Consider the following 22066-nt stretch of genomic DNA (forward strand, 5'->3'; position numbering starts at 1 on the left):
AGGCGCCGGCCGGGCTCCGCTATACGGTCAGCAGGCGTCCGGCTCGGGCCGGGGCAGTTCGTCCAGGTCGAGGGTGTAGGTGCGTCCGTCGGCCAGCTCGATGGGCAGCTTGCCCGAGCCGTACTTGTGCGTGTGCGCCGCGATGTAGCCGGAGCCGGTGGGCCGGGTGTGGACGACGACCTCGGCGGCGTACGGGTCCACCACCAGGTAGACCGGGATGCCGTAGCGGGCGTACTTCGCCGTGCAGTCGTCGTAGTCCTTGCGCGCGGAGGAGACCGACACCACCTCGGCGATCAGCAGCGCGTCCTCGAAGCCGTAGCGCTTGCCCCGCCGCTGCGCGTCCTCCCGCATGATCGCGAAATCGGGAGCTGAGTTCTCGTCCGCCGGGAAGTCGATGTACACGTCGGAGATGACCTTCGCATGTCGACCGAGGGCCAAGGAGTCGATCTGCATCGACCTGATGGTGCTGGAGTGCTCCTCGCTCTGCGGAGTCATGATCACCTTCCCGTCGGCACCGAAGAAGACCACGTACCCCGTGGGGAACTCGGTGTGCATGACCGCGTCGACGCTCATCAACAGCTCCTTCCCGTCGCCCCTCAGCATATGGGCCCTGGCCCGCGCAGGGCGGCCCTTGCTCGGCAGCGCCGGCCGGCGGAGACGAGGCCGCCTCCCACCAGGTACCGACGGAGTGTGGCGTACTGCTCAGGCACCCACTCGGGCGAGGCGGCCAACTTGTCTTCAACCCGGCGTCTGTGTCCTGTCCCAGCCGCTCGCCATGCGCATGCATAGCGCTACTCCCCGGAACAATCCCAGTTCAGATCTACCGGGTTGTGCACATCTAGTAGCACCAGTGGCAGGCGGCGTACCCGACCGACAGCAGCACGGACACACTCCGGCGCCGCGCCTCCTCGAACGCCTCGGACCCCCAGGACCACCAGTCCACCGGGTTGTCGGCGTGCTGCTGCAGATACGGCGAGGTCGCGTCCGCGAGTCGGTTCGGCATGCCCCCGTCCTCGCGCATCCAGGCGCCTCGCGGTCGGCAGGCGCAAGCGCCGAACGGCGGCCCCGGCCGCCGTTCAGGTCCCCCGGCGGCCGAACGTCACCCCTCGACGGCCGCGGGGCCCCCCTTCGCTGCCGGACGTCACTCCTTCGCGGCCTCGGGCTCCTCCGCGAAGTCCACGCGCTTCATCTGCTTGTTCATCGACTTCACCAGGAACCAGGTGGCGACGCCCAGGGCGGCGAAGACGACGAAGCCGAGAAGGCCGGGGGTCACCTTGGCGTCGTCGAGGGCGAGGCCGGTGGCGAGGTCGGTGAAGCTCATCGGGGTGCTCATTCCTCCATGGTGACCCGGCCCGACATCGGCCGGGTCACCGGGGTGGGGCGTATCGCCCGTCTGGCGGACAGCCGCAGGTCAGGCGACCGGGCTCGGGGTGCGCAGACCGGCGAAGAGGTCGTCCTCGGGCAGGTCGGTGTCGATCAGGGTACGGGCCAGCTCGTAGTCCTCGGTCGGCCAGACGTCCCGCTGGACGTCCAGCGGGACCCGGAACCACGGGCCGTCCGGGTCGATCTGGGTGGCGTGGGCGATCAGCGCCTTGTCCCGGACCTCGAACCAGTCGTCGCAGCGGACCCGGGTGGTGATCTCGCGCTCCTTGCGGCCGCTCTTCTCCCAGCCGGCGATCCACTCGCCGTACGGCGAGTCGAGGCCGTGCTCGGTGAGGTAGGCGTGCAGCGCGCGGATCCGGCCCATCGGGAAGCCGTGGTTGTAGTAGAGCTTGGACGGCTGCCAGGGCTCGCCCGCCTCGGGGTAGGCGTCCGGGTCGCCCGCGGCATCGAAGGCCAGCATGGAGATCTTGTGGGTCATGATGTGGTCCGGGTGCGGGTAGCCGCCGTTCTCGTCGTACGTCGTGATGACGTGCGGACGGAACTCACGGATCAGCTTCACCAGCGGCGCCGCCGCCTCGGCCACGTCCTGGAGCGCGAAGCAGCCCTCCGGCAGCGGCGGCAGCGGATCGCCCTCGGGCAGGCCGGAGTCCACGAAGCCCAGCCAGGCCTGCTTGACGCCGAGGATCTCGCGTGCGGTGTCCATCTCCTTGCGGCGGACCTCGTGGATGTTCTTCTCGATGAACGGGTCGCCCTGGAGCTTCGGGTTGAGAATGGACCCCCGCTCCCCGCCCGTGCAGGTGGCGACCAGGACGTCCACGCCCTGGGAGACGTACATGGCCATGGTGGCGGCACCCTTGCTGGACTCGTCGTCCGGGTGCGCGTGCACCGCCATCAGTCGCAACTGCTCAGTCAACGCCTGGTTCCTTCCGGGTATCTCCGGTTCGTCGGGCCGGCTCCCCCGCCGCGTCCGGCGCGGCCATGCCCCTCCTATAGTGACTGACTGAAGGGCTCGTCCATTCCCTCCACCGGCCGATCGCCCCTCGTCGAAAGGACCGAGCCCGCCATGACCTCCAGCCCTACGTCCGTCCGGCCGCTGCCCGAGGGCCGTTACAGCCGCCGCAGCGACGAGGAGGCGGACCGGAAGCTGCGGATCGCCGCGATCGTCTGCGGGACGCTCTTCCTGGCCCTGGTGGCCTGGCTCGGCGGCTCGTACCTGCTGCGCGAGACGGCGATGAACGGCACGGTCCCGACCTTCCAGGTGGTCTCCGCGCACGAGGTGCAGCTCCAGCTGTCGGTGCGCAAGAGCGACGGCACCGGCGGGGTCTGCACCGTCCGTTCCCAGGACAAGAGCGGCTCCGTGGTCGGCCAGTACGACTTCCCGGTACCGGCCGCCGGCAGCAGCTACAGCAAGGTGGTCACCCTGAAGACCACCGACTGGGGCACCACCGCCGAGCTGCTGGGTTGCACCCCGGGCAAGTGACCCGGGACGGGTGAGCCGTCCGGACCGGCCGCAGGCCCGCCCCAGGCGCACCGGCGCCCGGTCGGCGCATACTCCCCGGTGCGGCCGGGAATCTCTCGGAAAGCGGCTCCGGCCGGCCGCACGCGTTGGCGCGTCAAAGCTCCGTACCGTCCTCTCCCGCTCCGGATCGGAAGTTGTTAGGCTCGTGGTTTCGCCCCTTCCGCGCCGGTCGGCCCGGGAGTGGGCGTTGCTTTGTAGTACGACCAACCTTTGCAATGCACGGCACCACCCCTGCTGACGACCAACCTCAGCACAGCCCAGCACCGACGAGGAGCACCCGTGACCCAGACCAGCGAGAACGTGACCTGGCTCACTCAGTCCGGCTATGACCAGCTCAAGGCCGAGCTGGAGCACCTGACCGGCCCCTGGCGCATCGAGATCGCCCAGAAGATCGAGGCCGCGCGTGAGGAGGGTGACCTCAAGGAGAACGCCGGCTACCACGCGGCCAAGGACGAGCAGGGCAAGTACGAGGCCCGGATCCGCCAGCTGACCCAGCTGCTGGAGCGCGCCAAGGTCGGCGAGGCTCCGGCCGACTCCGGCGTGGTGGCTCCCGGCATGGTCGTCACCGTCGCGTTCGACGGCGACCTGGACGACACCATGAAGTTCCTGCTCGGCTCCCGCGAGGCGGGCGGCGACGACCTGGACATCTACTCGCCCCAGTCCCCGCTCGGCCGCGCCATCGACGGCAAGAAGATCGGCGACGAGGCCTCCTACGAGCTGCCGAACGGCAAGCAGGCCAGCGTGAAGATCGTCGAGGTCAAGCCCTACGAGGGCTGATCCCGCCACGTGCGCACGAGAGAGCGGCCGCGCCCCGGCGAGGGGCACGGCCGCTCCGTCGTGTGCGCCCGGTGCTCAGCCCGCGGCCTTGCGGTACTTGCGGACCGCCAGCCAGGAGAACACCACCGTGATCACCACCGACCAGCCGGCCGAGACCAGCGCGGCGTGCTGCATCGGCCAGGACGGGTCCACCGGGCCGACCTGGTTGCCGAACAGGTGGCGGGCGGCCTGCACCGTCGCGCTGAACGGGTTCCAGTACGCCGCCGCCTGCAGCCAGCCCGGCATGCTGGTGATCGGCACGAAGGCGTTGGAGATGAACGTCAGCGGGAAGAGCCAGATCAGGCCCGCCGAGGTGGCCGCCTCCGGGCTGCGGACCAGCAGCCCGATCAGCGCACCGATCCAGGAGAAGGCGTAGCCGAGCAGGAGCAGCAGCGCGAACCCGCCGAGCGCCGGCAGGAAGCCGTCGTGGATCCGCCAGCCGACCAGCAGCGCCACCACCGCCAGCACCAGCAGGGTGAACGCGGTCTGCACCAGGTCCGCCAGGGTCCGCCCGACCAGCACCGCTGAGCGGGCCATCGGCAGCGAGCGGAAGCGGTCGACCAGGCCCTTGGTCATGTCCTCCGCGATACCTGCGGAGGCGCCGGCCGTTGCGAAGGTCACGGTCTGGGCGAAGATGCCGGCCATCAGGAACTGGGTGTACGCGGAGGAACTGGCGTGTGTCCCGGGTATCTGGATCGCGCCGCCCATGACGTACGAGAACAGCAGCACGAACATCACCGGCTGCATCAGCCCGAAGACCACGATCTCGGGGATCCGGGTCATCCGGCGCAGGTTGCGCTTCGCGACCACCCAGGAGTCGTGCAGGGTGGCGGCGATGCCGCTCCGGTGGACGGGGGCGGGGCGGCCGACGGCGGGTTCGGTGGCCGTGGTGGTGGTCATCTCAGGCGTCCTTTCCACTGCCTCGGCGGCCCTTGGCCGACTGCTGCCCGTCGCTCTCTCCGCCCTCCCGGCCCTCGGCGGCGTGGCCGGTGAGGGAGAGGAAGACGTCGTCCAGGGTGGGGCGGCGCAGACCGATGTCGTCGATCTCGATCGAGCGGGCGTCCAGCTCGCGGATCACGTCGGCGAGCACCTTGGCACCGCCGCTGACCGGGACGGTGATCCTGCGGGTGTTGTTCTCCACCGCCGCGTCGCCCTTGGCGTACTGGGTGAGGGCGGCCAGGGCCTCGGAGAGGTCTTCGCGCCGGTGCACCACGACCTCCACCCGCTCGCCGCCGATCTGCGCCTTGAGCTGGTCGGCGGTGCCCCGGGCGATCACCCGGCCGTGGTCGACCACCGCGATGTCGTGGGCGAGGCGGTCGGCCTCCTCCAGGTACTGGGTGGTGAGCAGCAGGGTGGTGCCCTGCTCGACCAGGGACTCGATGACCTCCCACAACGCCAGCCGGTTGCGCGGGTCGAGACCGGTGGTCGGCTCGTCCAGGAACATCACCGGCGGCCGGACCACCAGCGCGGCGGCCAGGTCGAGGCGGCGGCGCATACCGCCGGAGTAGGTCTTGGCCGGGCGGTCCATGGCCTCGGTGAGGTTGAACCACTCCAGCAGCTCCAGCGCGCGGGCCTTCGCGTCGCGGGAGCTCATCTGGTAGAGCTCGCCGACCATCCGGAGGTTCTCGCGGCCCGTCAGGTACTCGTCCACGGCGGCGTACTGGCCGGAGAGACCGATCAGGCTGCGCACCTTGTTGGGGTGCTTGAGCACGTCCATCCCGGCGACCGTGACCCGGCCCGAGTCGGGCTGGAGCAGCGTGGTGAGGACTCGGACGGTGGTGGTCTTCCCCGCCCCGTTGGGGCCGAGCAGGCCCAGCACCGTACCTTCGGGGACGTCCAGGCTGACGCCGTCCAGGGCGCGGACGTCCCCGAAGGTCTTGACCAGGTTCTCGGCTTGGATGGCTGGCGCCATGGGCCTGTCTCAACTCCCGTGAGCGATTCGAGGTTCGAGCGTTCTGTCCGCCCCGCCCCGCCGCACAGGGCGCACTGCACCCAGTCGGCAGAGGAAGACGCGATACATCGCGAGAATGGCAGATTGCGATATATCGCGTCAAGGCTCGGTTCCGTGGCATGTTTCAAAGTCCGGTACGGCCCGGCTCCCCAGCCTGCCAGGCAACACTGACAACGCCCACCGGTTTTCCGGCCCGCCGCCCCTACTGGGCTACCGGGCTACTGGGCTACCACGTACCCCGCGGCACGCAGCTCGCTCATCACCTGCGTGCAGTGGTCCGGGCCCTTGGTCTCCAGGTGCAGGTCCACCTCGACCTCGGTCAGGCCGAGCCGGGGGTCGGTCCGCACGTGCGCCACGTCCAGCACGTTGGCGTCCACCTGGGTCAGCACCGCGAGCAGGTCGGCCAGCGAGCCCGGCTTGTCGGCGAGGCGGACCCGCAGCGAGAGGTAGCGGCCGGCCGCCGCCAGGCCGTGCCGCAGCACCCGCTGCATCAGCTGCGGGTCGATGTTGCCGCCGGACAGCACGGCCACCACCGGGCCCCGGAAGCCGTCCGGCTGCTCCAGCATCGCCGCGATCGGGCTGGCTCCGGCCGGTTCGACCACCAGCTTGAGCCGCTCCAGGCTGAGCAGCAGCGCACGGGAGAGCGCGTCCTCGGAGACCGTACGGACGCCGTCAGCCAGGGTGTTGACCACCTCGAACGGGATGTCTCCGGGCCGGCCGACCATGATCCCGTCAGCCATGGTGCTGAAATGGTCCAGCGAGACCGGGCGCCCGGCCGCCAGTGAGGGCGGGTACGCGGCGGCCGCGGCCGCCTGGACTCCGATCACCTGGACGTCCGGCCGCAGCGGCTTCACCGCGGCCGCGATCCCGGCGATCAGGCCGCCTCCACCCACCCCGGCCAGGATGGTGCGCACCTCCGGGCACTGCTCCAGGATCTCCAGGCCCACCGTGGCCTGGCCGGTGACGATGTCCCAGTGGTCGAAGGGGTGGATGAAGACCGCGCCGGTCGCCTCCGAGTAACGCTGTGCGGCCTGCAGCGCCTCGTCCACGGTGGCGCCGTGCAGCCGCACCTCGGCGCCGTACTCCCGGGTGGCGGCGACCTTCGGCAGCGGGGCCGCCAGCGGCATGAACACGGTGGAGTGCACCCCCAGCAGGGACGCCGCCAGGGCCACGCCCTGCGCGTGGTTGCCCGCGCTGGCCGCGACCACGCCCGCCGCGCGCTGCACCGGGGACAGCCCCGCGATCCGCACGTAGGCGCCGCGCAGCTTGAACGAACCGGTGCGCTGCAGGTTCTCGCACTTCAAGTGCACTGGGGAGCCGATCAGCCCGGAGAGGTGCCGGCTGCTCTCCATCGGGGTGACCCGGGCCACCCCGGCGAGCATCTTGTGCGCGCCCCGGACGTCGTCCGTGGTGATCGGCCAACTCTGCATGCCGCCAGCCTAGAACCGCGCGGCGCGACCGGCCGGGCGCTGCACGCGGCGGGGCCACCCGGTCGGGCCGCACCGTTCGGGGCGCGGGGAACGGCGCGACCGACTCTCGGCGGAGGTACGCGGTCGCGCCCGGTTCCCCGCGGCCCGGAAGGTCACTCCCGCCCCGGGGGCCCGGGGCGGGAGTGACGATCAGCCCAGGGCCTGCTGGAGGTCGGCCAGGAGGTCGTCGATCGACTCGATGCCGACGGAGACGCGGACCAGGTCGGCCGGCACCTCCAGCTTGGAGCCCGCCACCGAGGCGTGGGTCATCCGGCCGGGGTGCTCGATCAGCGACTCCACACCGCCCAGCGACTCGCCGAGGGTGAACAGCTGCGCCCGGTTGCAGACCTCGACCGCAGCCTCCTCGCCGCCGGCGACCCGGAACGACACCATGCCGCCGAATGCCTTCATCTGCTTGGCGGCGATGTCGTGGCCCGGGTGCTCGGCCAGGCCGGGGTAGAGGACCTGGGAGACCTTCGGGTGGCGGGTCAGCAGCTCGACGACCTTCTCGGCGTTGGAGCTGTGCCGGTCCATCCGGACGCCCAGGGTCTTGATGCCGCGCAGCACCAGCCAGGCGTCGAACGGACCGGAGACCGCGCCCATCGCGTTCTGGTGGTAGGCCAGCTGCTCGCCGAGCTCCGCGTCGGCCGCGACCAGCGCACCGCCGACCACGTCCGAGTGCCCGCCCATGTACTTGGTGGTGGAGTGCACCACCACGTCCGCGCCGAGTGCGATCGGCTGCTGCAGGTACGGGCTGGCGAAGGTGTTGTCGACCACCAGCAGCGCGCCCGCGCCGTGTGCGATCTCGGCCAGCGCGGTCAGGTCGGCGATGCCGAGCAGCGGGTTGGACGGCGTCTCCACCCAGACGGCCTTGGTGTTCGGCCGCAGCTGCGCGCGCACGTCCGCCAGGTCCCGCATGTCGGCGACGTCGAACTCCACGCCCCAGCGAGCCAGCACCTTGGCGAACAGGCGGAAGGTGCCGCCGTACGCGTCGTTCGGGATGACGATGTGGTCGCCCGGCTGGAGCACGGCGCGCAGCAGGGTGTCCTCGGCCGCGAGGCCGGAGGCGAAGGCGAGGCCGCGGGCGCCGCCCTCGAGTGCCGCGAGGCACTCCTCCAGCGCGGTGCGGGTGGGGTTGGCGGAGCGGCTGTACTCGTAGCCGCCGCGGAGGCCGCCGACGCCGTCCTGCTTGTAGGTGGACACCTGGTAGATCGGCGTGACGACGGCCCCGGTCTGGGGGTCTGCTTCCTGACCCGCGTGGATGGCGAGGGTCTCGAAGCCCTGGGGAAGCTGGTGCTCGGTCATACCAGTGAGCCTAGTGCTCACTGGGCGCGGCACCGGGCAAACGGTCGGGACGGCAGCGGGCATCCCGCCGGTTTTCGGCCGCACCGCGTCCTGGCGCGGCGATCTCCACACTCTGTGCACATGTGCGGTACGCGCCGGCTGACGCCCGCCCGGGGCGGGCAGGACAGCGGCCCCGCCTGGTCGCGGGAAGCGGGCGGGGCCGGCGGCCGGGAAGCGGACCCGGCCTAGCTCTCGAACATGTCCTTGAAGTCCTGGTACGTCAGGTCACCGCTGCGGGCCATCAGGCGGATCGTCTCCTCGGAGACGCCGCCCGCCTTGGCGAGCTCCTTGACCTGGTCGTCGGTCAGCTTCGAGGTCGAGCCCTTGGAGCCGTCGCCCTCCCCCTCCCCCTCCCCCTCCCCCGACCCCGCACCCGCACCCGCGTCGCCGGGTGCGACCGGAGCGGCCGAGGTGCCGGGGGCCGGCTCCTCGCCCGTGGCGGGACCCGGCTGGTCGTCGTCGGCTCCGCTCACCGCGGCCATCAGCACCGCGGTCATCGCGCCCCGGATGTCGGCCGCGGTGAACTCGGTCGCGCCGGACGGCGCCTGCGCGGCGGTGGCGTCCTGGCCGAAGGCGACCTTCACCGGCAGGTGGACGTCCCGGCCGGCCTTCTCCGACAGCTGGGCGACGTCGAAGGTGGCCGAGGACAGCGCACCGTCCTTGACGTAGAGGTCCAGATCCAGCCTGCGGTCCGGGAGCAGGGACGGCTTGCCGACCGGCAGCCCGGCCAGGCCAGGCGTCTTCGCGGACAGCGGACCGACGGCCTTCAGCAGGTCCTCGGCCAGGCCGCGCGCGGGCGCCGAGGCCACGATGTGGTCGGCGCCGTCCTTGCCGCCCTTGTCCTCGAAGCTGAGCCGCTTGGACAGGATGTCCCGGACGGACTTGCCGAAGTCCCTGGCCGTGCTCGCGTCCAGGGTCGGCGCCGTGGTGGGCGCGGCCTTGCCCGAGCTCTTGCCGAGCTGCTCCATCGCCTTGGCGTCGAAGGAGATCCAGTGGCCGGCCAGGGCCTCCCTGGCGGCCTTGTCATCGGCCGGGAGCCGGTCGGCCAGCTTCCGGATCGCTGCCGGGTCCTGGCCGACCAGCGCGAGGAAGCCCTCGATGTCGAACTTCTCGTACGCCCGGTCGCCGACCTTCCGGACGTCCGCGTAGACCTTGCCGTCCTTGCCGGCCAGCGCGTACGAGAAGTTGACCGCCGGGTCGGAGTACAACGCGTTGTAGTCGCCCGAACCCTTGGCCTTCTTGAACGTGTCGAGCTCCTTCAGCGGCTTGTCGGCGCTCATCGAGTAGGAGAGGCTGAGGCCGGTGACCGCCTCCGCGCTCTTCTGATCCATCGGCTTCCCGGGATCCACGGCCCTGCTGAAGGCGAGGAGCTGTGCCGCGGTGGCATCGACGGAGACCTCGACCTTCAACGACTTGCCATCGCCCAGCTTTCCGAAGGCGGTTGACACCTTGTCGGCGGCGCCGAGCTCCTTGACCGTGCCGCAGGCGGCCAGTCCGGTGGCGAGCACGACAGTGCAGGCGGTGGAGGCGACGGCGGTACGGCCGACACCTCGACGAGCGGTGTTGATCTGAGTCTCCCCTGTAGAACGAGGCGCTCCGGGGCCGCAGTTGGGCGCGGCAGCGGGCACACGAAACCTTCCACAGGGAAGCACAGATTCCACGCTTAGTCATGCGATTATCGGCTCATTAGCACCACTTGACCGGATATCCGGACCCACCGGGTCCGAGTGCCCGACCCGCGCCGCCACGTGCGGGATCCGCCGGAGGCTCCACCGGCCCACCCCGCCGAGCCGCCCCGGTCCGGCCACCCGGCGGGGCGCACCGGACCAGGGCGAACCGCCTACCGGGACGGCCCGGGCCGTGAAGCCGGCGGACCGCGGTCGGCGTGCTCGGACGAATCCCCCGGCGTCAGGCCGAGTTGCTGCGCAGAGCTCCGATCAGCCACTCGAAGACCGGGCCGAAGGTGGGGACGGACGGCCAGCCGTTGATCAACGCGATCAGCTGCCAGTACCGCTCCATCCGGGGGTCGTTCCCGGTCTCGAACCGCTCCAGCAGCCACCCCCGGAACTCCGCGCCGTCACTGCGGCCGAAGACCTCGGCGAAGGCGGCGGCCAGTTCGTCCAGTACCGGCCGGGCCGCCGCGCTGTCCGGCTCGGTACCCTCTGCCAGCGCGGTGCCGGCCCGCTCCTGGACCAGTGCGACCAGTCGCGAATCGGCCTCGCTTCCGGTCCTGGCCCCCTCGGCCCGCTCCTTCGCCTGGTACGCGGCGGCCCTGCGGACGCTCGCCCGGAACGACTCGTCCTGCACCAGTTCCGCCAACTCGACCCAGGCGTCCACCTGTTCCGGCTTCGGGTCCTCGGGCAGCTCGGGCATGGCACCGCGCATCTTCGCCACGAACTCCGGTCCGACGTCCAGCCCTTCGAAGGCCTCGTCGATGAAGTCGCTGATCAGGCGGCGGCGTTCCTGATCGGTGAGCTTGGCCAGCTTGTGCATGAGTTCCAACTCCTCCGGATCGGACCCGCGTCTGGCCACCGCCCTGAGCACCGCGCGGCGCAGCCGGAGCGTCCGGATCTGGACGTCCAGCGCCTCGGCGTGGGCCGCCGCCACCTCGGCCACGGTGGTCTCCCGCGCCAGCACCCGGTGGATGGTGGCGAGGTCGACGCCGAGGTCGCGCAGCGTACGGACGAGGTCGAGGCGGGCCAGTGCAGCACGGTCGTAGAGCCGGTAGCCGGCGGGTGTGCGGTCGGTCGGCGGCACCACTCCCGCATCGGACCAGAACCGGATGGTCTTCACCGGTATCCCGGTGAGCCGGGACAGGTCGCCGATGGTGCGGAGGGCGTCGTCGTCCATGTCCGCCACTCTGGGGCCTCCCGTCGCTGGAGACTCAAGCGTAAGGACCGGGGCAAGCCCCGACGGGTGCTCGAAGGCGGGCCGAGGGGCGACCGGGGACGCGGTCGGGGGCTTCGCGCCGGACCTCGGCAGCCCCGGGTGCGGCGATCAGAGGGCGCTGCCGGCCCTCCAGTCGGCCCAGGAGAGGTTCCAGCCGTTCAGGCCGTTGGACGGATCGACCGTGCGGTCACCGGAGTTGACGACCTCGACCACGTCTCCGACCATCGAGCTCCGGAAGAACTTCGCCCCGCTCGCCCCCGGGTCCCCCGCCCCCTTGACGTCCCGCAGGGCTATGCAGCCGTGGCTGGTGTTGGCGCGGCCGAACGCCGAGGCGGGCGACCAGTAGTTGCCGTGGATGAAGGTGCCCGAGGTGGTCAGGCGTTGGGCGTGCGGCACATCCGGAATGTCGTACTCGTCGCCGAGGCCGACCGTGGAGGAGTCCATCCTGGTCTGCTGGTACTGCTCGGATATCACCAGCTTGCCCGCCCAGGTACGGTGCTGGGGCGAGCCGCCGATGATCGGGTAGGTGGCGGTGACCACCCCGTCCGTGGTGACGGTGAGGGTGCCGGCGCCGAGGTCGGCGACACTGGTCTGGCTGCGCCCGACGGTGAAGCGCACGTCCCTCGACTGGGTGCCGTAGACACCCGTCGCCCCCTCGACGTCCTTGAGCCGCAGCTTGACGGTCACCTCGGTGCCCTTGGCCCAGTACTGCGCGGGGCGGAAGTCCAGCCGGGTGCTGGAGAACCAGTGCCCGACGATCTCCACGCCCGAGTCGGCGGTCACGGTGATCGCCTGCTCGACGACCCGGCGGTTGGTGACCGGCTCGCTGAACCGGATGGTGACCGGCATCCCGACACCGACGACCGAGCCGTCCTCGGGCGAGAAGTAGCCGGTGAAGGTGCGGGCGGGGGTGGCGGTGGTGAATCGGGTGTCGACGTCGGCCCGCAGTTCGTCGCCGTCGGCGGCGACGGCCGCGAGCCGGTACTCGGTACCGCTGCCGAGCCGCCCGGTGGAGGTCCAGCCGGAGCCGTCGGGAGCCAGTCGGCCGGCCACCTCGTCACCGTCCGCGTCGACCAGCCTGACCGAGGCGAGGGTGCCGTCGGCCACCCCGACGGTGACCGGCCTGCTGAAGGAGGCGTCCGTGGTGCCGTCGGCCGGCGAGACGGTGATCTTCGCGGTCGAGGCCTTCGGGGCGGGCGCCGCGCTCGCGCCGGCGCTCGCAGCGTCACCGGCCCCCGTGCCTGCACCCGCACCACTGCCTGCGGCACTCCCCGCCCGCGTCTTGCCGTCGCATCCGGCCACCAGCACCAGCGGGGCACTGAGCAGCCCCGCGAGTACACCACGACGGCTCCAGCCGCCGACGGTGGGGGACTGCCGCTTCTCCGGTGCCGTCACTTCGCGCCTCCTGCTCGTCGAGATGTTACGGACAAAACAACGCGATATCGGGCGAAGCGGTTCCGCACTTAAGGGTTGAGATCGTATGAGACTACTCAAGATCAACTCAAGATCCATCAATAACCACAAATGACAACAAAAGCCCTAATCGCCACCAAAGTTAGATAATGGAAAAACCGCCCGATCCGGACATTTCGGATCGGGCGGCTCGTGGCGCTCGGGATGGCTGGTCAGTCCTCCTGGCCGACCTGGTACTCGTCCCAGGACTCCTCGTCCGGGTCGAAGTCGGTCCGCGCGGACTCCCAGGTGGCGGAGGTCAGCTCCACGCCGGGGACGTCGCCGAGCAGCGCGACCGGGTCGACGAAGTGCGCGAGCGAGCCGGACGGGTCCAGCTCGATGGCCTCGACGGACTGGGCGCGCTCCTCGTCGTCGAGGTACTCGTCGCCCTCGACCTGGGTCAGGGCGGCGGTCTTCAGAGCCTGCTCGTCGGTGATCTCGGCGATGAGCTCGATGGTGAGGCGAACGTAACGGGGGGCGTCCTGCTCCGGCAGGTCAGTGCTGGTCATGTGTGCGAGCGTAGGCGAGCCGGACCGTCCGGTGGAAACGCCGAGCCGGTGCCGCCCCGCGGAACCCGGGGAAGCGGTACGGGCCGGCCCACGGAACGTGGACCGGCCCGACCGGCCCTCCGGCCCGGCTCCCCCACCCGGGAGCCGCCGGAGACGCGCCTGACGGCGCGGTGTGCACCGCGAGGGCCGCCGCACCCTGTCGGCCTGGACCGACCGGAAGGCCGGGATCTTCGGCACAGGGGCGGGACGACGGCAGCCCCCACGAGGGCCCCTCCGCCGCCGGAGACCGGGACGGAGGACAGGACGCGGCGGGCGGTTCAGGGCCGACCGGCGCGTCCGGGCGACCGCAGCACCAGGGAGCCGCTCCCGGTCGCTGCCGTCACCTTGCTCGGCGTCTTGCCGTTGACCCCTACGATGCCCGACGTTTGTTAACCCCTTGCTGCGTGCACATGTCGTCGGTGTACCACTTCGCGCCCGGACGGATCCCCATCCCGCCGCCCGGGAAGCACCGTTGACGACTGATCAGTGACTGCCGCGCCCGGCCAGGAAGGCCAGCAGGTCCTGGCGGGTGACGATGCCCTGCGGCTTGCCCTCGACCAGCACGACGGCCGCGTCGGCCTTCTCCAGCACGGTCATCAGGCTGGTCACGGTCTCGCCCGAGCCGACCACCGGCAGCGGCTTGGACATCACCTTGTCCAGGGTGTCGGTGAGCTGGATCTCCTGCGCGTGCAGCCCGTTGAGCAGCTCGCGCTCCACCACCGAGCCGATCACCTCGCCCGCCATGATGTCGGGGTGGCCGGCACCCGGCGAGACCACCGGCATCTGCGAGACGCCGAAGTCGCCCAGCACCTTGATGGCCTCGCCGACCGTCTCGCCCGGGTGCATGTGGACGAACTGCGGGATGCCGTCCTGCTGGAGGGCGACCTTGCGGGCCAGCACCTCGCTGATGTGCGCCTCGTCGGTCTCGGACGGCAGGAAGCCGTAGTCGGCCATCCAGTCGTCGTTGAAGATCTTCGAGAGGTAGCCGCGGCCGCCGTCCGGCAGCAGCACCACGACCACGTCGTCCGGGCCGAGCTCGCGGGCCACCTCCAGCGCGGCCACCACGGCCATGCCGCAGGAGCCGCCGACCAGCAGGCCCTCCTCCTTGGCCAGGCGGCGGGTCATCTGGAAGGAGTCCTTGTCGGAGACCGCGACGATCCGGTCGGCGACGTTGCGGTCGTAGGCGGTCGGCCAGAAGTCCTCACCGACGCCCTCGACCAGGTACGGACGGCCGGTGCCGCCCGAGTAGACCGAGCCCTCGGGGTCGGCGCCGACCACCTGGACCTTGCCGCCGGAGGCCTCCTTCAGGTAGTTGCCGGTACCGGAGATGGTGCCGCCGGTGCCGACGCCCGCAACGAAGTGGGTGATCTTCCCCTCGGTCTGCTCCCACAGCTCCGGGCCGGTGGAGTGGTAGTGCGAGGCCGGGTTCTCCGGGTTGGAGTACTGGTCCGGCTTCCAGGCGTTGGGGGTCTCCCGGACCAGGCGGTCGGAGACGTTGTAGTAGGAGTCCGGGTGCTCGGGCGCGACGGCGGTCGGGCAGACCACCACCTCGGCACCGTAGGCCCGGAGCGTGTTGATCTTGTCGGTGGAGACCTTGTCAGGGCAGACGAAGATGCACTTGTAGCCCTTCTGCTGAGCCACGATGGCCAGACCGACACCGGTGTTGCCCGAGGTCGGCTCGACGATCGTGCCACCGGGCTTGAGCGCGCCGGACGCCTCGGCGGCCTCGATCATGCGCATCGCGATGCGGTCCTTGACCGACCCGCCGGGGTTGAAGTACTCGACCTTCGCCAGCACGGTCGCGCTGATGCCCTCGGTGACCTTGTTCAGCTTCACCAGAGGCGTGTTGCCGACCAGCTCGATGATCGAATTGTGGTACCGCACGGGGGTCCTCCCGGTAAGTGCGCGATGCGGGTGTTCTTCGGTATGACCAGCCTAGGGCCTGTCTCGGAGGTCCTGTCGGCAGTCTGTGCGAGCGCCCGCGGGTGGCGGGCCGGGCAGCGGGATGCCCGCGCGGGCCCGGCGCCCCTCCGTGACCGGCCCCGGGGCCCGGATGGCCGACCTTCGCCGATAACGCTCGACTCCAGCGGGTACCAGCAGGGATACGGAGCCGGGAGCAGCACCAGAAGGGGGCCGGGGTGTCGGGGTCACAGGAGTCACGGGCCCGGGTCGCCCGCCGCATCGCCACGGCGGCGGCGTACGGCGGAGGCGGGATCGGGTTGCTCGGGGTCGGCCTGGTGGGCCTGCTGCTCACCGAGACCAGGATGGCGGTGCGCGCGGTCGGCCTGCTGGAAGGTGACCCGCCGAAGGCTGACGGGGTGTACGGCGCGGCCTTCGCCGATCCGCTGGCGGCCGAGCCGCCGATGGTGCTGGTCTTCCTCGGCGACTCGACCGCCGCCGGTCTCGGAGTGGCGCGCGGGCACGAGACGCCGGGAGCACTGCTGGCGGCCGGGCTCGCCTCGGTGGCCGAGCGCAGGGTGCGGCTGCTGAACGTCGCCAGGTCCGGCGCACGGTCGGCGGACCTGGCCCGGCAGGTGGAACTGGCCCTGCCGCACCGGCCGACCATCGCCGTGATCATCATCGGCGCCAACGACGTGACCACCGGGCACAGCTCGGCCGCCCACTCGGTACGGCAGCTGGGCCAGGCGGTGGCGGCACTGCGCACCGGCGGCTGCGAGGTGGTGGTGGGCACCTGCCCGGACCTCGGGACGATCAAGCCGGTCCGGCCGCCGCTGCGCTGGGTCGCCCGGCGGCTGTCCCGCCAGCTGGCGGCCGCGCAAACCATAGCGGTGGTGGAGAACGGCGGCCGGACCGTCTCGCTGGGCTCGCTGCTCGGCCCCGAGTTCGCCACCCGTCCGGAGATGTTCGCCTCGGACCGCTACCACCCCTCCGCCCAGGGGTACGCCACGGCCGCGATGGCGGTACTGCCCTCACTGTGCGCGGCCCTGGACCTCTGGCCGGACGAGATCCGGCCCGACGGCGGCCGCGAGTCGGTGCTGCCGGTGGCGATGGCGGCGGCCACGGCGGCGGGGTACTCGGGCACCGAGGTGACGGCGGCCGACCGGGCGGGCCTGCCGGACATCGGACGGCGCTGGGCGCAGGTCGTGCACCGGCTGCGGTTCGGCCTACCCGGAGCCGGGCAGCAGACTGGTGCGGCGGCCGCCCCGCCCGACGACTCCCCGGACGCCTCGCCGGGCGCGCCGCCGGATCGGCCGCCGACAGAGGAGGAGGCGCAGGCCGCGGGGTGAGCCGCGTCGGCCAGCTCACATCCGGACTCAGGTGACGCACGGGCTACTTAACGGTAACTTTCCTCCCGAGCGTCCCACTTGGCACTGCCGTGCCCGGCGGCGCCCGTAGCCCAGGGTCACCCAGCGAGGAGCCACCATGCCCGAAGCCGTCATCGTCAGCGCCGCCCGTTCGCCGATCGGCCGTGCCTTCAAGGGCTCGCTCAAGGACGTCCGACCGGACGACCTCACCGCGCAGATCATCACCGCCGCCCTCGCCAAGGTCCCCGAGCTGGACCCGCGCCAGATCGACGACCTGATGCTCGGCTGCGGCCTGCCCGGCGGCGAGCAGGGCCACAACCTGGCCCGGATCATCGCGGTGCAGATGGGCATGGACTACCTGCCCGGCGCCACCATCACCCGGTACTGCTCCTCCTCGCTGCAGACCACCCGGATGGCACTTCACGCGATCAAGGCGGGCGAGGGCGACGTCTTCATCTCGGCCGGCGTCGAGACCGTCTCGCGCAGCGTCAAGGGCACCTCCGACGGTCTGCCGGACACCCAGAACCCGGTCTTCGACGAGGCGGTCGCCCGCACCGCGCACCGCGCCGAGGTGGGCGGCGGAGAGTGGCACGACCCGCGCGAGGACGGGCTGCTCCCCGACGCGTACATCGCCATGGGTCAGACCGCCGAGAACCTGGCCGCCCTCAAGGGCATCACCCGGGCCGAGCAGGACGAGTTCGGCGTCCGCTCGCAGAACCTGGCCGAGGCCGCCATCAAGGCCGGCTTCTGGGAGCGCGAGATCACCCCGGTCACCACGCCGGACGGCACCGTGGTCAGCAAGGACGACGGCCCGCGCGCCGGGGTCACCTTGGAGGGCGTCTCGGGCCTCAAGCCGGTCTTCCGCCCGGACGGCACCGTCACGGCCGGCAACTGCTGCCCGCTGAACGACGGCGCCGCCGCACTGGTGATCATGTCCGACACCAAGGCCCGCGAGCTCGGCATCACCCCGCTCGCCCGGGTGGTCTCCACCGGCGTCAGCGCGCTCTCCCCCGAGATCATGGGCTACGGCCCGGTCGAGGCGTCCAAGCAGGCCCTCGCGCGGGCCGGGCTGAGCATCGGCGACATCGACCTGGTCGAGATCAACGAGGCCTTCGCGGCCCAGGTCATCCCCTCCTACCGGGACCTGGGCATCGACCTGGACCGGCTGAACGTCAACGGCGGTGCGATCGCCGTCGGCCACCCGTTCGGCATGACCGGCGCCCGGATCACCACCACGCTGATCAACTCCCTGCAGTGGCACGACAAGCAGTTCGGCCTGGAGACCATGTGCGTCGGCGGCGGCCAGGGCATGGCGATGGTCATCGAGCGCCTGAGCTGAGCTAGTTGAGAACAGGGCCGGCCGTGAACCCCCCGTTCGGGGGTGACGCACGGTGATTGAGGGCTGGATCACACGCCGAGTGTGATCCAGCCCTCATTTGCCACCCGGAGCGGCGTTTCGCGAACACCGCGAAATCGGTCAACTCCGCAGCGTATAACGGGTCCGGGAGATGATTTCCGGACAAGGATGCACATCACACTCAAATCGGACATCTGCCACTGCAGTAACAGCGCTCCATACGGCAGTGTGGACGTGTAACCCCGTTCCACTCCTCGCTAGGAGTACGTTCCGTGAGCGCCGTCGACACCATCCTGCTGCTGGCCCTGATCGCCGTGTGTACCGCCGTCCTGCTCCACGTACGTCGTCTCTCCCGCCGCCTGGACGAGCAGCAAGAGGCCGCAACCGCCGCTTCCACCACCGGGGTTGACGAGGCCGTCATACGCCGCGCGGTCACCGAGGCACTGGCGGCGGACCGGGAGCGGGAGATCGCCGAGGCACGGGCGTTCTGGGCCGAGCAGGAGGCCAAGGCGGCCGAGGACGCCCCCATCTTCGACTCGCCTTTCACCGGCGCCCACTTGACCGCCGCCGAGGAGTGGCCGCTGTTCTTCCCGCGCCCGACCGGACCGCAGGAGGCTGCGGACAACGGCGTCATGGATCCCGGGTTCGGCGAGGCGCTGCGCTCCGCGCTGGAGGACCTCATCAACGAGGGGCACGACGGCGAGGGTGCCAAGGGCGGTCCGGGCCACCCCGCGCAGCCCCTCCCCGGCCAGCCGGTGCCCGGCGGCACCGAGAACTCCGGTGAGGCCCGTGCCCGCCGTGAGGCCGACCTGCTCGCCACCGGCCTGGAGTCCGGCCTGCTCGACACGGGGTCGACCACCGCTCCCGACCCGCGCCGCCACCCCTCGCACCCCGACTTCGTCCCCAGCCCGACCCCGTCCCACGAGTGGACGGACACCAAGCTGACCACGCTGGCCGAGGAGGGCACACCGCTCAGCGACGTCCGCCCCGGCCCGCTGGGCACCCTGGACGTGTACGCCTTCGCCGACGGCACCACCCTCTGCGTGGCCCCCGGCGACCGCGAGGCTGCCTACCGCCTGATCGACGCCGTCCGGGCCGGCGAGGACGTCCGCCTCCTCGGCGGCTCCCGCTTCTCGGGCTCGTACTCCCTGACCTTCTCCACCAACGAGGACGCCGTCTACGTCCTGGCCGACCGCGTGGTCGCCAGCATCTGACCCGACGCCAGCGGAAAAGACCCTTCCGGGCGCGCGGGCACGCAGTGCCCGGCCCCTCGGGCGGGCGCGGGCGCGGCGAGCCCGGGCGGCTTCGCCGGGGCCCGCGCGCCGTTCTCCGCGCTCTACGTGATCAGATCGAGGACGGCCCTGACCTCGGCCAGGGCCGCGGACAGCTGCGCCTCGTCAGCCTCCTCGGCGAATTCGTACCCGGCGACCGCGATCTGGTCCCCCACCGCGAACGGGCCCGCGTCCGGGAACACGTGCGGCGGTTCACCGGCCGCGGCCAGCGCCGCGTCGGCCAGCTCCCTGGCCAGCGCCAGCCCGGCGGCGGCCCGCGAGGGGTGCCCCGGCACCTCGCCCATCAGCCGGCTCTGCGGCATCGTGCGGTAGCGGTCCGCCAGGCTCTCCACGGCGTCCAGCAGGGCGCTCCGGTCGGCGGACAGATGAAGTTCAGCGGACATACTCCGAGGCTATCCCGTCAGCGCGGGCACCCGGACGGCCACGGAGCGCCGGCGTGGGAGGGCCGCGGGCCCCGGAACGGATGCCCCGGGGCCCGGATGCGGCCGGCTCGCGAGCCCGCCGTCAGTCGTCGCCGCGCAGGATCGCGATCAGCCGGAGCATCTCCAGGTAGATCCAGACCAGCGAGAGGGTCAGCCCGAAGGCGGCCCGCCAGGACTCCTGCTGCGGGGCACCGCCCCGGATGCCCGCCTCGATCTGCGCGAAGTCCAGCGAGAGGAAGAACGCGCCGAGGCCGATCCCGACCAGGCCCACCACGATCCCCAGCGGCCCCGAGCGCAGCCCCATGTCGGCGCCGAACATCGACGCCACCAGGTTGACCAGGAGCAGGATCACGAAGCCCATGGCGATCGCCGTACCGACCCGGGTGTAGCGGGCGGTGACCCGGATCCGACCGCTCTTGTAGGCGATCAGCATCGCTGCGAAGACCGCGGCCGTACCCAGCACGGCCTGGATCGCGATGCCCGGCAGGGCGGTGTTCAGCGCCTTGGTGATCGCTCCGAGGAAGAAGCCCTCGAGTGCCGCGTAGACCAGGATCAGCGGGGCGCTGACGCTCCGCTTGAAGCTGATCACCAGGCCGACCACGAAGGCGGCCACCGCGGCGCCCACGGCGAAGCCGTAGTTCTCCGCGGGAAGCACGAACCAGGCGGCCGAGCCGGCCGCGACCAGGGTGAGCAGTGTGAGGGCCGTCCGGGCCACCACGTCGTCCATGGTCATCCGGCCGGTCTGCAGCGGGCCGGCCTCGGGCGCCTGGTACATCTCGTACAGCTGCTCGTCAGTGAGCTGCTGCCCTCCGTACTGCTGCCGCGCGTACGGGTTGTTGCCGTAAGGGCCGCCGGAGTAGGGGCTGCCGGCCTGCGGCTGCCGGGCAGTTCCGGTACCGAACCCCGCGTATCCGGCACCGCGGGTGAAGGCCCCCTCCCGCGAGAAGACCGGGTTGCTGCTTCTCATGCTCATTCCCTCCGGGGCGGCAGGGCACCGCCCACGCCCCACAAGGGTAATGCCTTGGCAAAGGGAAGCGCCTACGCCGCGAGGAGGATCTCGCAATCGCGGCGGGGACGGAGTTGGTGCCCGGGGCCGGACTCGAACCGGCACGGCCTGGAGGCCAAGCAGTTTTAAGCTGCCCGTGTCTGCGTTCCACCACCCGGGCGTGCACCCCTCCGCCCCTGTAACGGGCTACCCCTGAGACTAGTCTCCCGGCCGCCCCTTTCGCATGTTCCCTGGGCGGAATTTGTCATGTTTCCTTGCCATCTGACGAACCGTCTGTGATTTGGACAGCCTGCGCCGATATTCAGCCATCCGCGCCGTGTCAGGGTCGGAGTCATACCCGAGGAGGAGGCGCGGTTCGCCGCGTACGACCAGCGGCGGTCCGCCCAACCGTTCCCCCGGGCGACTAATTTCCATGATCGCTAAACGAGCATGGAATAGCGGCCGGTGCTCTGCGCCCGGCCGATCCGAGCTTCACCAACCCATCACGGCTGGCCGACGGCCGACCGACCACTGTGCAAGGAGCCCTCCCGTGACCACGACGTCCGCGTACGCCGTCCGCACCGGCCAGGCGGCCGCCCGCGCCACCGGCCTCAACAAGGTCTACGGCGAGGGCGAGACCCGAGTGGTCGCCCTCGACAACGTCAGCGTGGTCTTCCCGCAGGGCGAGTTCACCGCGATCATGGGGCCCTCGGGTTCCGGCAAGTCCACCCTGATGCACTGCATGGCCGGCCTGGACACCGTCTCCTCCGGCTCGTCGATGATCGGCGAGACCGAGCTGGTGGGTCTGAAGGACAAGCAGCTGACCAAGCTCCGCCGGGACAAGATCGGCTTCATCTTCCAGGCGTTCAACCTGCTGCCCACCCTGACGGCGCTGGAGAACATCACGCTGCCGATGGACATCGCCGGCCGCAAGGTCGACCAGGCCTGGCTGGACCGGGTGGTGGACACCGTCGGTCTCTCCGGCCGCCTCTCGCACCGTCCGTCCCAGCTCTCCGGCGGTCAGCAGCAGCGCGTCGCCTGCGCCCGCGCGCTGGCCGGCAAGCCGGAGATCATCTTCGCCGACGAGCCCACCGGCAACCTCGACTCCCGCTCCGGTGCCGAGATCCTCTCCTTCCTGCGCAACTCCGTGCGCGAGCTGGGCCAGACCGTGGTGATGGTCACCCACGACCCGGTGGCCGCCTCCTACGCGGACCGCGTGGTCTTCCTCGCCGACGGCCGGATCGTCGACGAGCTGACGGCTCCGACCGCCGACGGCGTCCTGGACCGGATGCGCCGCTTCGACGCCAAGGGCCGGACGAACTAGGAGCCGGACGAACTGACGCCTCGCCAGTAGCCGCCCCGACTCCCAGGAC

Annotated in this window: 20 protein-coding genes, 1 tRNA gene and 1 pseudogene; 6 read left to right on the forward strand and 16 right to left on the reverse strand. The window is 71.2% G+C overall.

The features are described from left to right. Window positions 1-27: 27 nt before the first annotated feature. From ABD369_RS24555 to mca, 4 genes and pseudogenes are all read right to left on the reverse strand, one after another. A complete protein-coding gene (locus ABD369_RS24555) occupies window positions 28-573 on the reverse strand; it encodes a Uma2 family endonuclease (protein ID WP_344638697.1) in 546 nt (181 codons plus the stop codon). A 268-nt stretch (window positions 574-841) separates the two neighbouring features. Next, window positions 842-1003: pseudogene (locus ABD369_RS24560) on the reverse strand (DUF255 domain-containing protein); the annotation flags it as partial. A 138-nt stretch (window positions 1004-1141) separates the two neighbouring features. Next, window positions 1142-1333 carry a hypothetical protein gene (locus ABD369_RS24565; RefSeq protein ID WP_344638699.1) on the reverse strand — a complete coding sequence of 64 codons (192 nt, stop codon included), beginning with the start codon at window positions 1331-1333 and terminating at the stop codon, window positions 1142-1144. A gap of 78 nt (window positions 1334-1411) precedes the next feature. Then, window positions 1412-2296, reverse strand: coding sequence for a mycothiol conjugate amidase Mca (gene mca / locus ABD369_RS24570; protein WP_344638700.1), 885 nt, complete (start codon window positions 2294-2296; stop codon window positions 1412-1414). Window positions 2297-2446: 150 nt separating this feature from the next. On the opposite strand from mca, the gene ABD369_RS24575 reads away from it, so the two are divergent. Together ABD369_RS24575 and greA are read left to right on the forward strand one after the other, a co-directional pair. Continuing rightward, window positions 2447-2863: a DUF4307 domain-containing protein gene (locus ABD369_RS24575; protein WP_344638701.1), complete on the forward strand. Its 417-nt coding sequence runs from the start codon at window positions 2447-2449 to the stop codon at window positions 2861-2863. A gap of 318 nt (window positions 2864-3181) precedes the next feature. After that, a complete protein-coding gene (gene greA / locus ABD369_RS24580) occupies window positions 3182-3679 on the forward strand; it encodes a transcription elongation factor GreA (protein WP_344638702.1) in 498 nt (165 codons plus the stop codon). A 75-nt stretch (window positions 3680-3754) separates the two neighbouring features. Here the strand turns inward: greA and ABD369_RS24585 are convergent, their stop codons facing one another. The 9 genes from ABD369_RS24585 to ABD369_RS24625 form a co-directional block, all read right to left on the reverse strand. After that, window positions 3755-4618, reverse strand: a complete 864-nt coding sequence (locus tag ABD369_RS24585; protein ID WP_344638703.1) for an ABC transporter permease — start codon at window positions 4616-4618, stop codon at window positions 3755-3757. A 1-nt stretch (window position 4619) separates the two neighbouring features. Next, window positions 4620-5630, reverse strand: a complete 1011-nt coding sequence (locus ABD369_RS24590) for an ATP-binding cassette domain-containing protein (protein WP_344638704.1) — start codon at window positions 5628-5630, stop codon at window positions 4620-4622. Window positions 5631-5887: 257 nt separating this feature from the next. Then, window positions 5888-7099 carry a threonine ammonia-lyase gene (ilvA, locus tag ABD369_RS24595; RefSeq protein WP_344638705.1) on the reverse strand — a complete coding sequence of 404 codons (1212 nt, stop codon included), beginning with the start codon at window positions 7097-7099 and terminating at the stop codon, window positions 5888-5890. 189 nt (window positions 7100-7288) lie between these two features. Beyond that, window positions 7289-8443, reverse strand: a complete 1155-nt coding sequence (locus tag ABD369_RS24600; protein WP_344638706.1) for a cystathionine gamma-synthase — start codon at window positions 8441-8443, stop codon at window positions 7289-7291. Between the two features lie 224 nt (window positions 8444-8667). Next, a complete protein-coding gene (locus ABD369_RS24605; protein ID WP_344638707.1) occupies window positions 8668-9990 on the reverse strand; it encodes a hypothetical protein in 1323 nt (440 codons plus the stop codon). Window positions 9991-10390: 400 nt separating this feature from the next. Then, window positions 10391-11332 (reverse strand): helix-turn-helix domain-containing protein, encoded by a 942-nt coding sequence (locus tag ABD369_RS24610; RefSeq protein WP_344638708.1) that lies wholly within the window; start codon window positions 11330-11332, stop codon window positions 10391-10393. Between the two features lie 147 nt (window positions 11333-11479). Further along, window positions 11480-12766 carry a L,D-transpeptidase gene (locus ABD369_RS24615; RefSeq protein WP_344638709.1) on the reverse strand — a complete coding sequence of 429 codons (1287 nt, stop codon included), beginning with the start codon at window positions 12764-12766 and terminating at the stop codon, window positions 11480-11482. A gap of 230 nt (window positions 12767-12996) precedes the next feature. Further along, on the reverse strand, window positions 12997-13332 hold the full coding sequence (locus ABD369_RS24620; protein ID WP_344638710.1) for a hypothetical protein: 336 nt from the start codon (window positions 13330-13332) through the stop codon (window positions 12997-12999). Between the two features lie 522 nt (window positions 13333-13854). Further along, entirely contained in the window at window positions 13855-15255 is a 1401-nt protein-coding gene (locus tag ABD369_RS24625; protein WP_344638711.1) for a cystathionine beta-synthase, read from the reverse strand. A gap of 254 nt (window positions 15256-15509) precedes the next feature. Between ABD369_RS24625 and ABD369_RS24630 the strand changes: the two genes are divergently transcribed. The 3 genes from ABD369_RS24630 to ABD369_RS24640 all read left to right on the forward strand — a co-directional run bounded on the left by ABD369_RS24630 (window position 15510) and on the right by ABD369_RS24640 (window position 19208). Continuing rightward, on the forward strand, window positions 15510-16619 hold the full coding sequence (locus tag ABD369_RS24630; RefSeq protein WP_344638712.1) for an SGNH/GDSL hydrolase family protein: 1110 nt from the start codon (window positions 15510-15512) through the stop codon (window positions 16617-16619). A gap of 136 nt (window positions 16620-16755) precedes the next feature. Beyond that, complete coding sequence (locus ABD369_RS24635; protein WP_344638713.1) at window positions 16756-17976, forward strand: acetyl-CoA C-acetyltransferase; 1221 nt, start codon at window positions 16756-16758, stop codon at window positions 17974-17976. A 290-nt stretch (window positions 17977-18266) separates the two neighbouring features. Further along, complete coding sequence (locus ABD369_RS24640) at window positions 18267-19208, forward strand: hypothetical protein (protein WP_344638714.1); 942 nt, start codon at window positions 18267-18269, stop codon at window positions 19206-19208. 122 nt (window positions 19209-19330) lie between these two features. Here ABD369_RS24640 and ABD369_RS24645 read toward each other — a convergent pair whose 3' ends face one another. From ABD369_RS24645 to ABD369_RS24655, 3 genes are all read right to left on the reverse strand, one after another. Next, window positions 19331-19669 carry a hypothetical protein gene (locus ABD369_RS24645; protein WP_344638715.1) on the reverse strand — a complete coding sequence of 113 codons (339 nt, stop codon included), beginning with the start codon at window positions 19667-19669 and terminating at the stop codon, window positions 19331-19333. 121 nt (window positions 19670-19790) lie between these two features. Then, entirely contained in the window at window positions 19791-20675 is an 885-nt protein-coding gene (locus ABD369_RS24650; protein ID WP_344638716.1) for a Bax inhibitor-1/YccA family protein, read from the reverse strand. A 114-nt stretch (window positions 20676-20789) separates the two neighbouring features. Then, a tRNA-Leu gene (locus ABD369_RS24655) sits at window positions 20790-20874 on the reverse strand. 252 nt (window positions 20875-21126) lie between these two features. Between ABD369_RS24655 and ABD369_RS24660 the strand changes: the two genes are divergently transcribed. Next, complete coding sequence (locus ABD369_RS24660; protein ID WP_425557757.1) at window positions 21127-22017, forward strand: ABC transporter ATP-binding protein; 891 nt, start codon at window positions 21127-21129, stop codon at window positions 22015-22017. Window positions 22018-22066: the final 49 nt, after the last annotated feature.

The sequence above is a fragment of the Kitasatospora cystarginea genome, assembly GCF_039533515.1.
Lineage (GTDB): Bacteria > Actinomycetota > Actinomycetes > Streptomycetales > Streptomycetaceae > Kitasatospora > Kitasatospora cystarginea.

What these genes read in the sequence shown, in the direction of transcription:
- ABD369_RS24610 (WP_344638708.1), bottom strand. Translation starts at nt 11,332, where the DNA reads ATGGACGACGACGCCCTCCGCACCATCGGCGACCTGTCCCGGCTCACC.
- ABD369_RS24590 (WP_344638704.1), bottom strand. Translation starts at nt 5,630, where the DNA reads ATGGCGCCAGCCATCCAAGCCGAGAACCTGGTCAAGACCTTCGGGGAC.
- ABD369_RS24585 (WP_344638703.1), bottom strand. Translation starts at nt 4,618, where the DNA reads ATGACCACCACCACGGCCACCGAACCCGCCGTCGGCCGCCCCGCCCCC.
- ABD369_RS24600 (WP_344638706.1), bottom strand. Translation starts at nt 8,443, where the DNA reads ATGACCGAGCACCAGCTTCCCCAGGGCTTCGAGACCCTCGCCATCCAC.
- ilvA (WP_344638705.1), bottom strand. Translation starts at nt 7,099, where the DNA reads ATGCAGAGTTGGCCGATCACCACGGACGACGTCCGGGGCGCGCACAAG.
- ABD369_RS24660 (WP_425557757.1), top strand. Translation starts at nt 21,127, where the DNA reads ATGATCGCTAAACGAGCATGGAATAGCGGCCGGTGCTCTGCGCCCGGC.
- ABD369_RS24565 (WP_344638699.1), bottom strand. Translation starts at nt 1,333, where the DNA reads ATGAGCACCCCGATGAGCTTCACCGACCTCGCCACCGGCCTCGCCCTC.
- ABD369_RS24635 (WP_344638713.1), top strand. Translation starts at nt 16,756, where the DNA reads ATGCCCGAAGCCGTCATCGTCAGCGCCGCCCGTTCGCCGATCGGCCGT.
- ABD369_RS24555 (WP_344638697.1), bottom strand. Translation starts at nt 573, where the DNA reads ATGAGCGTCGACGCGGTCATGCACACCGAGTTCCCCACGGGGTACGTG.
- ABD369_RS24575 (WP_344638701.1), top strand. Translation starts at nt 2,447, where the DNA reads ATGACCTCCAGCCCTACGTCCGTCCGGCCGCTGCCCGAGGGCCGTTAC.
- ABD369_RS24650 (WP_344638716.1), bottom strand. Translation starts at nt 20,675, where the DNA reads ATGAGAAGCAGCAACCCGGTCTTCTCGCGGGAGGGGGCCTTCACCCGC.
- ABD369_RS24645 (WP_344638715.1), bottom strand. Translation starts at nt 19,669, where the DNA reads ATGTCCGCTGAACTTCATCTGTCCGCCGACCGGAGCGCCCTGCTGGAC.
- ABD369_RS24620 (WP_344638710.1), bottom strand. Translation starts at nt 13,332, where the DNA reads ATGACCAGCACTGACCTGCCGGAGCAGGACGCCCCCCGTTACGTTCGC.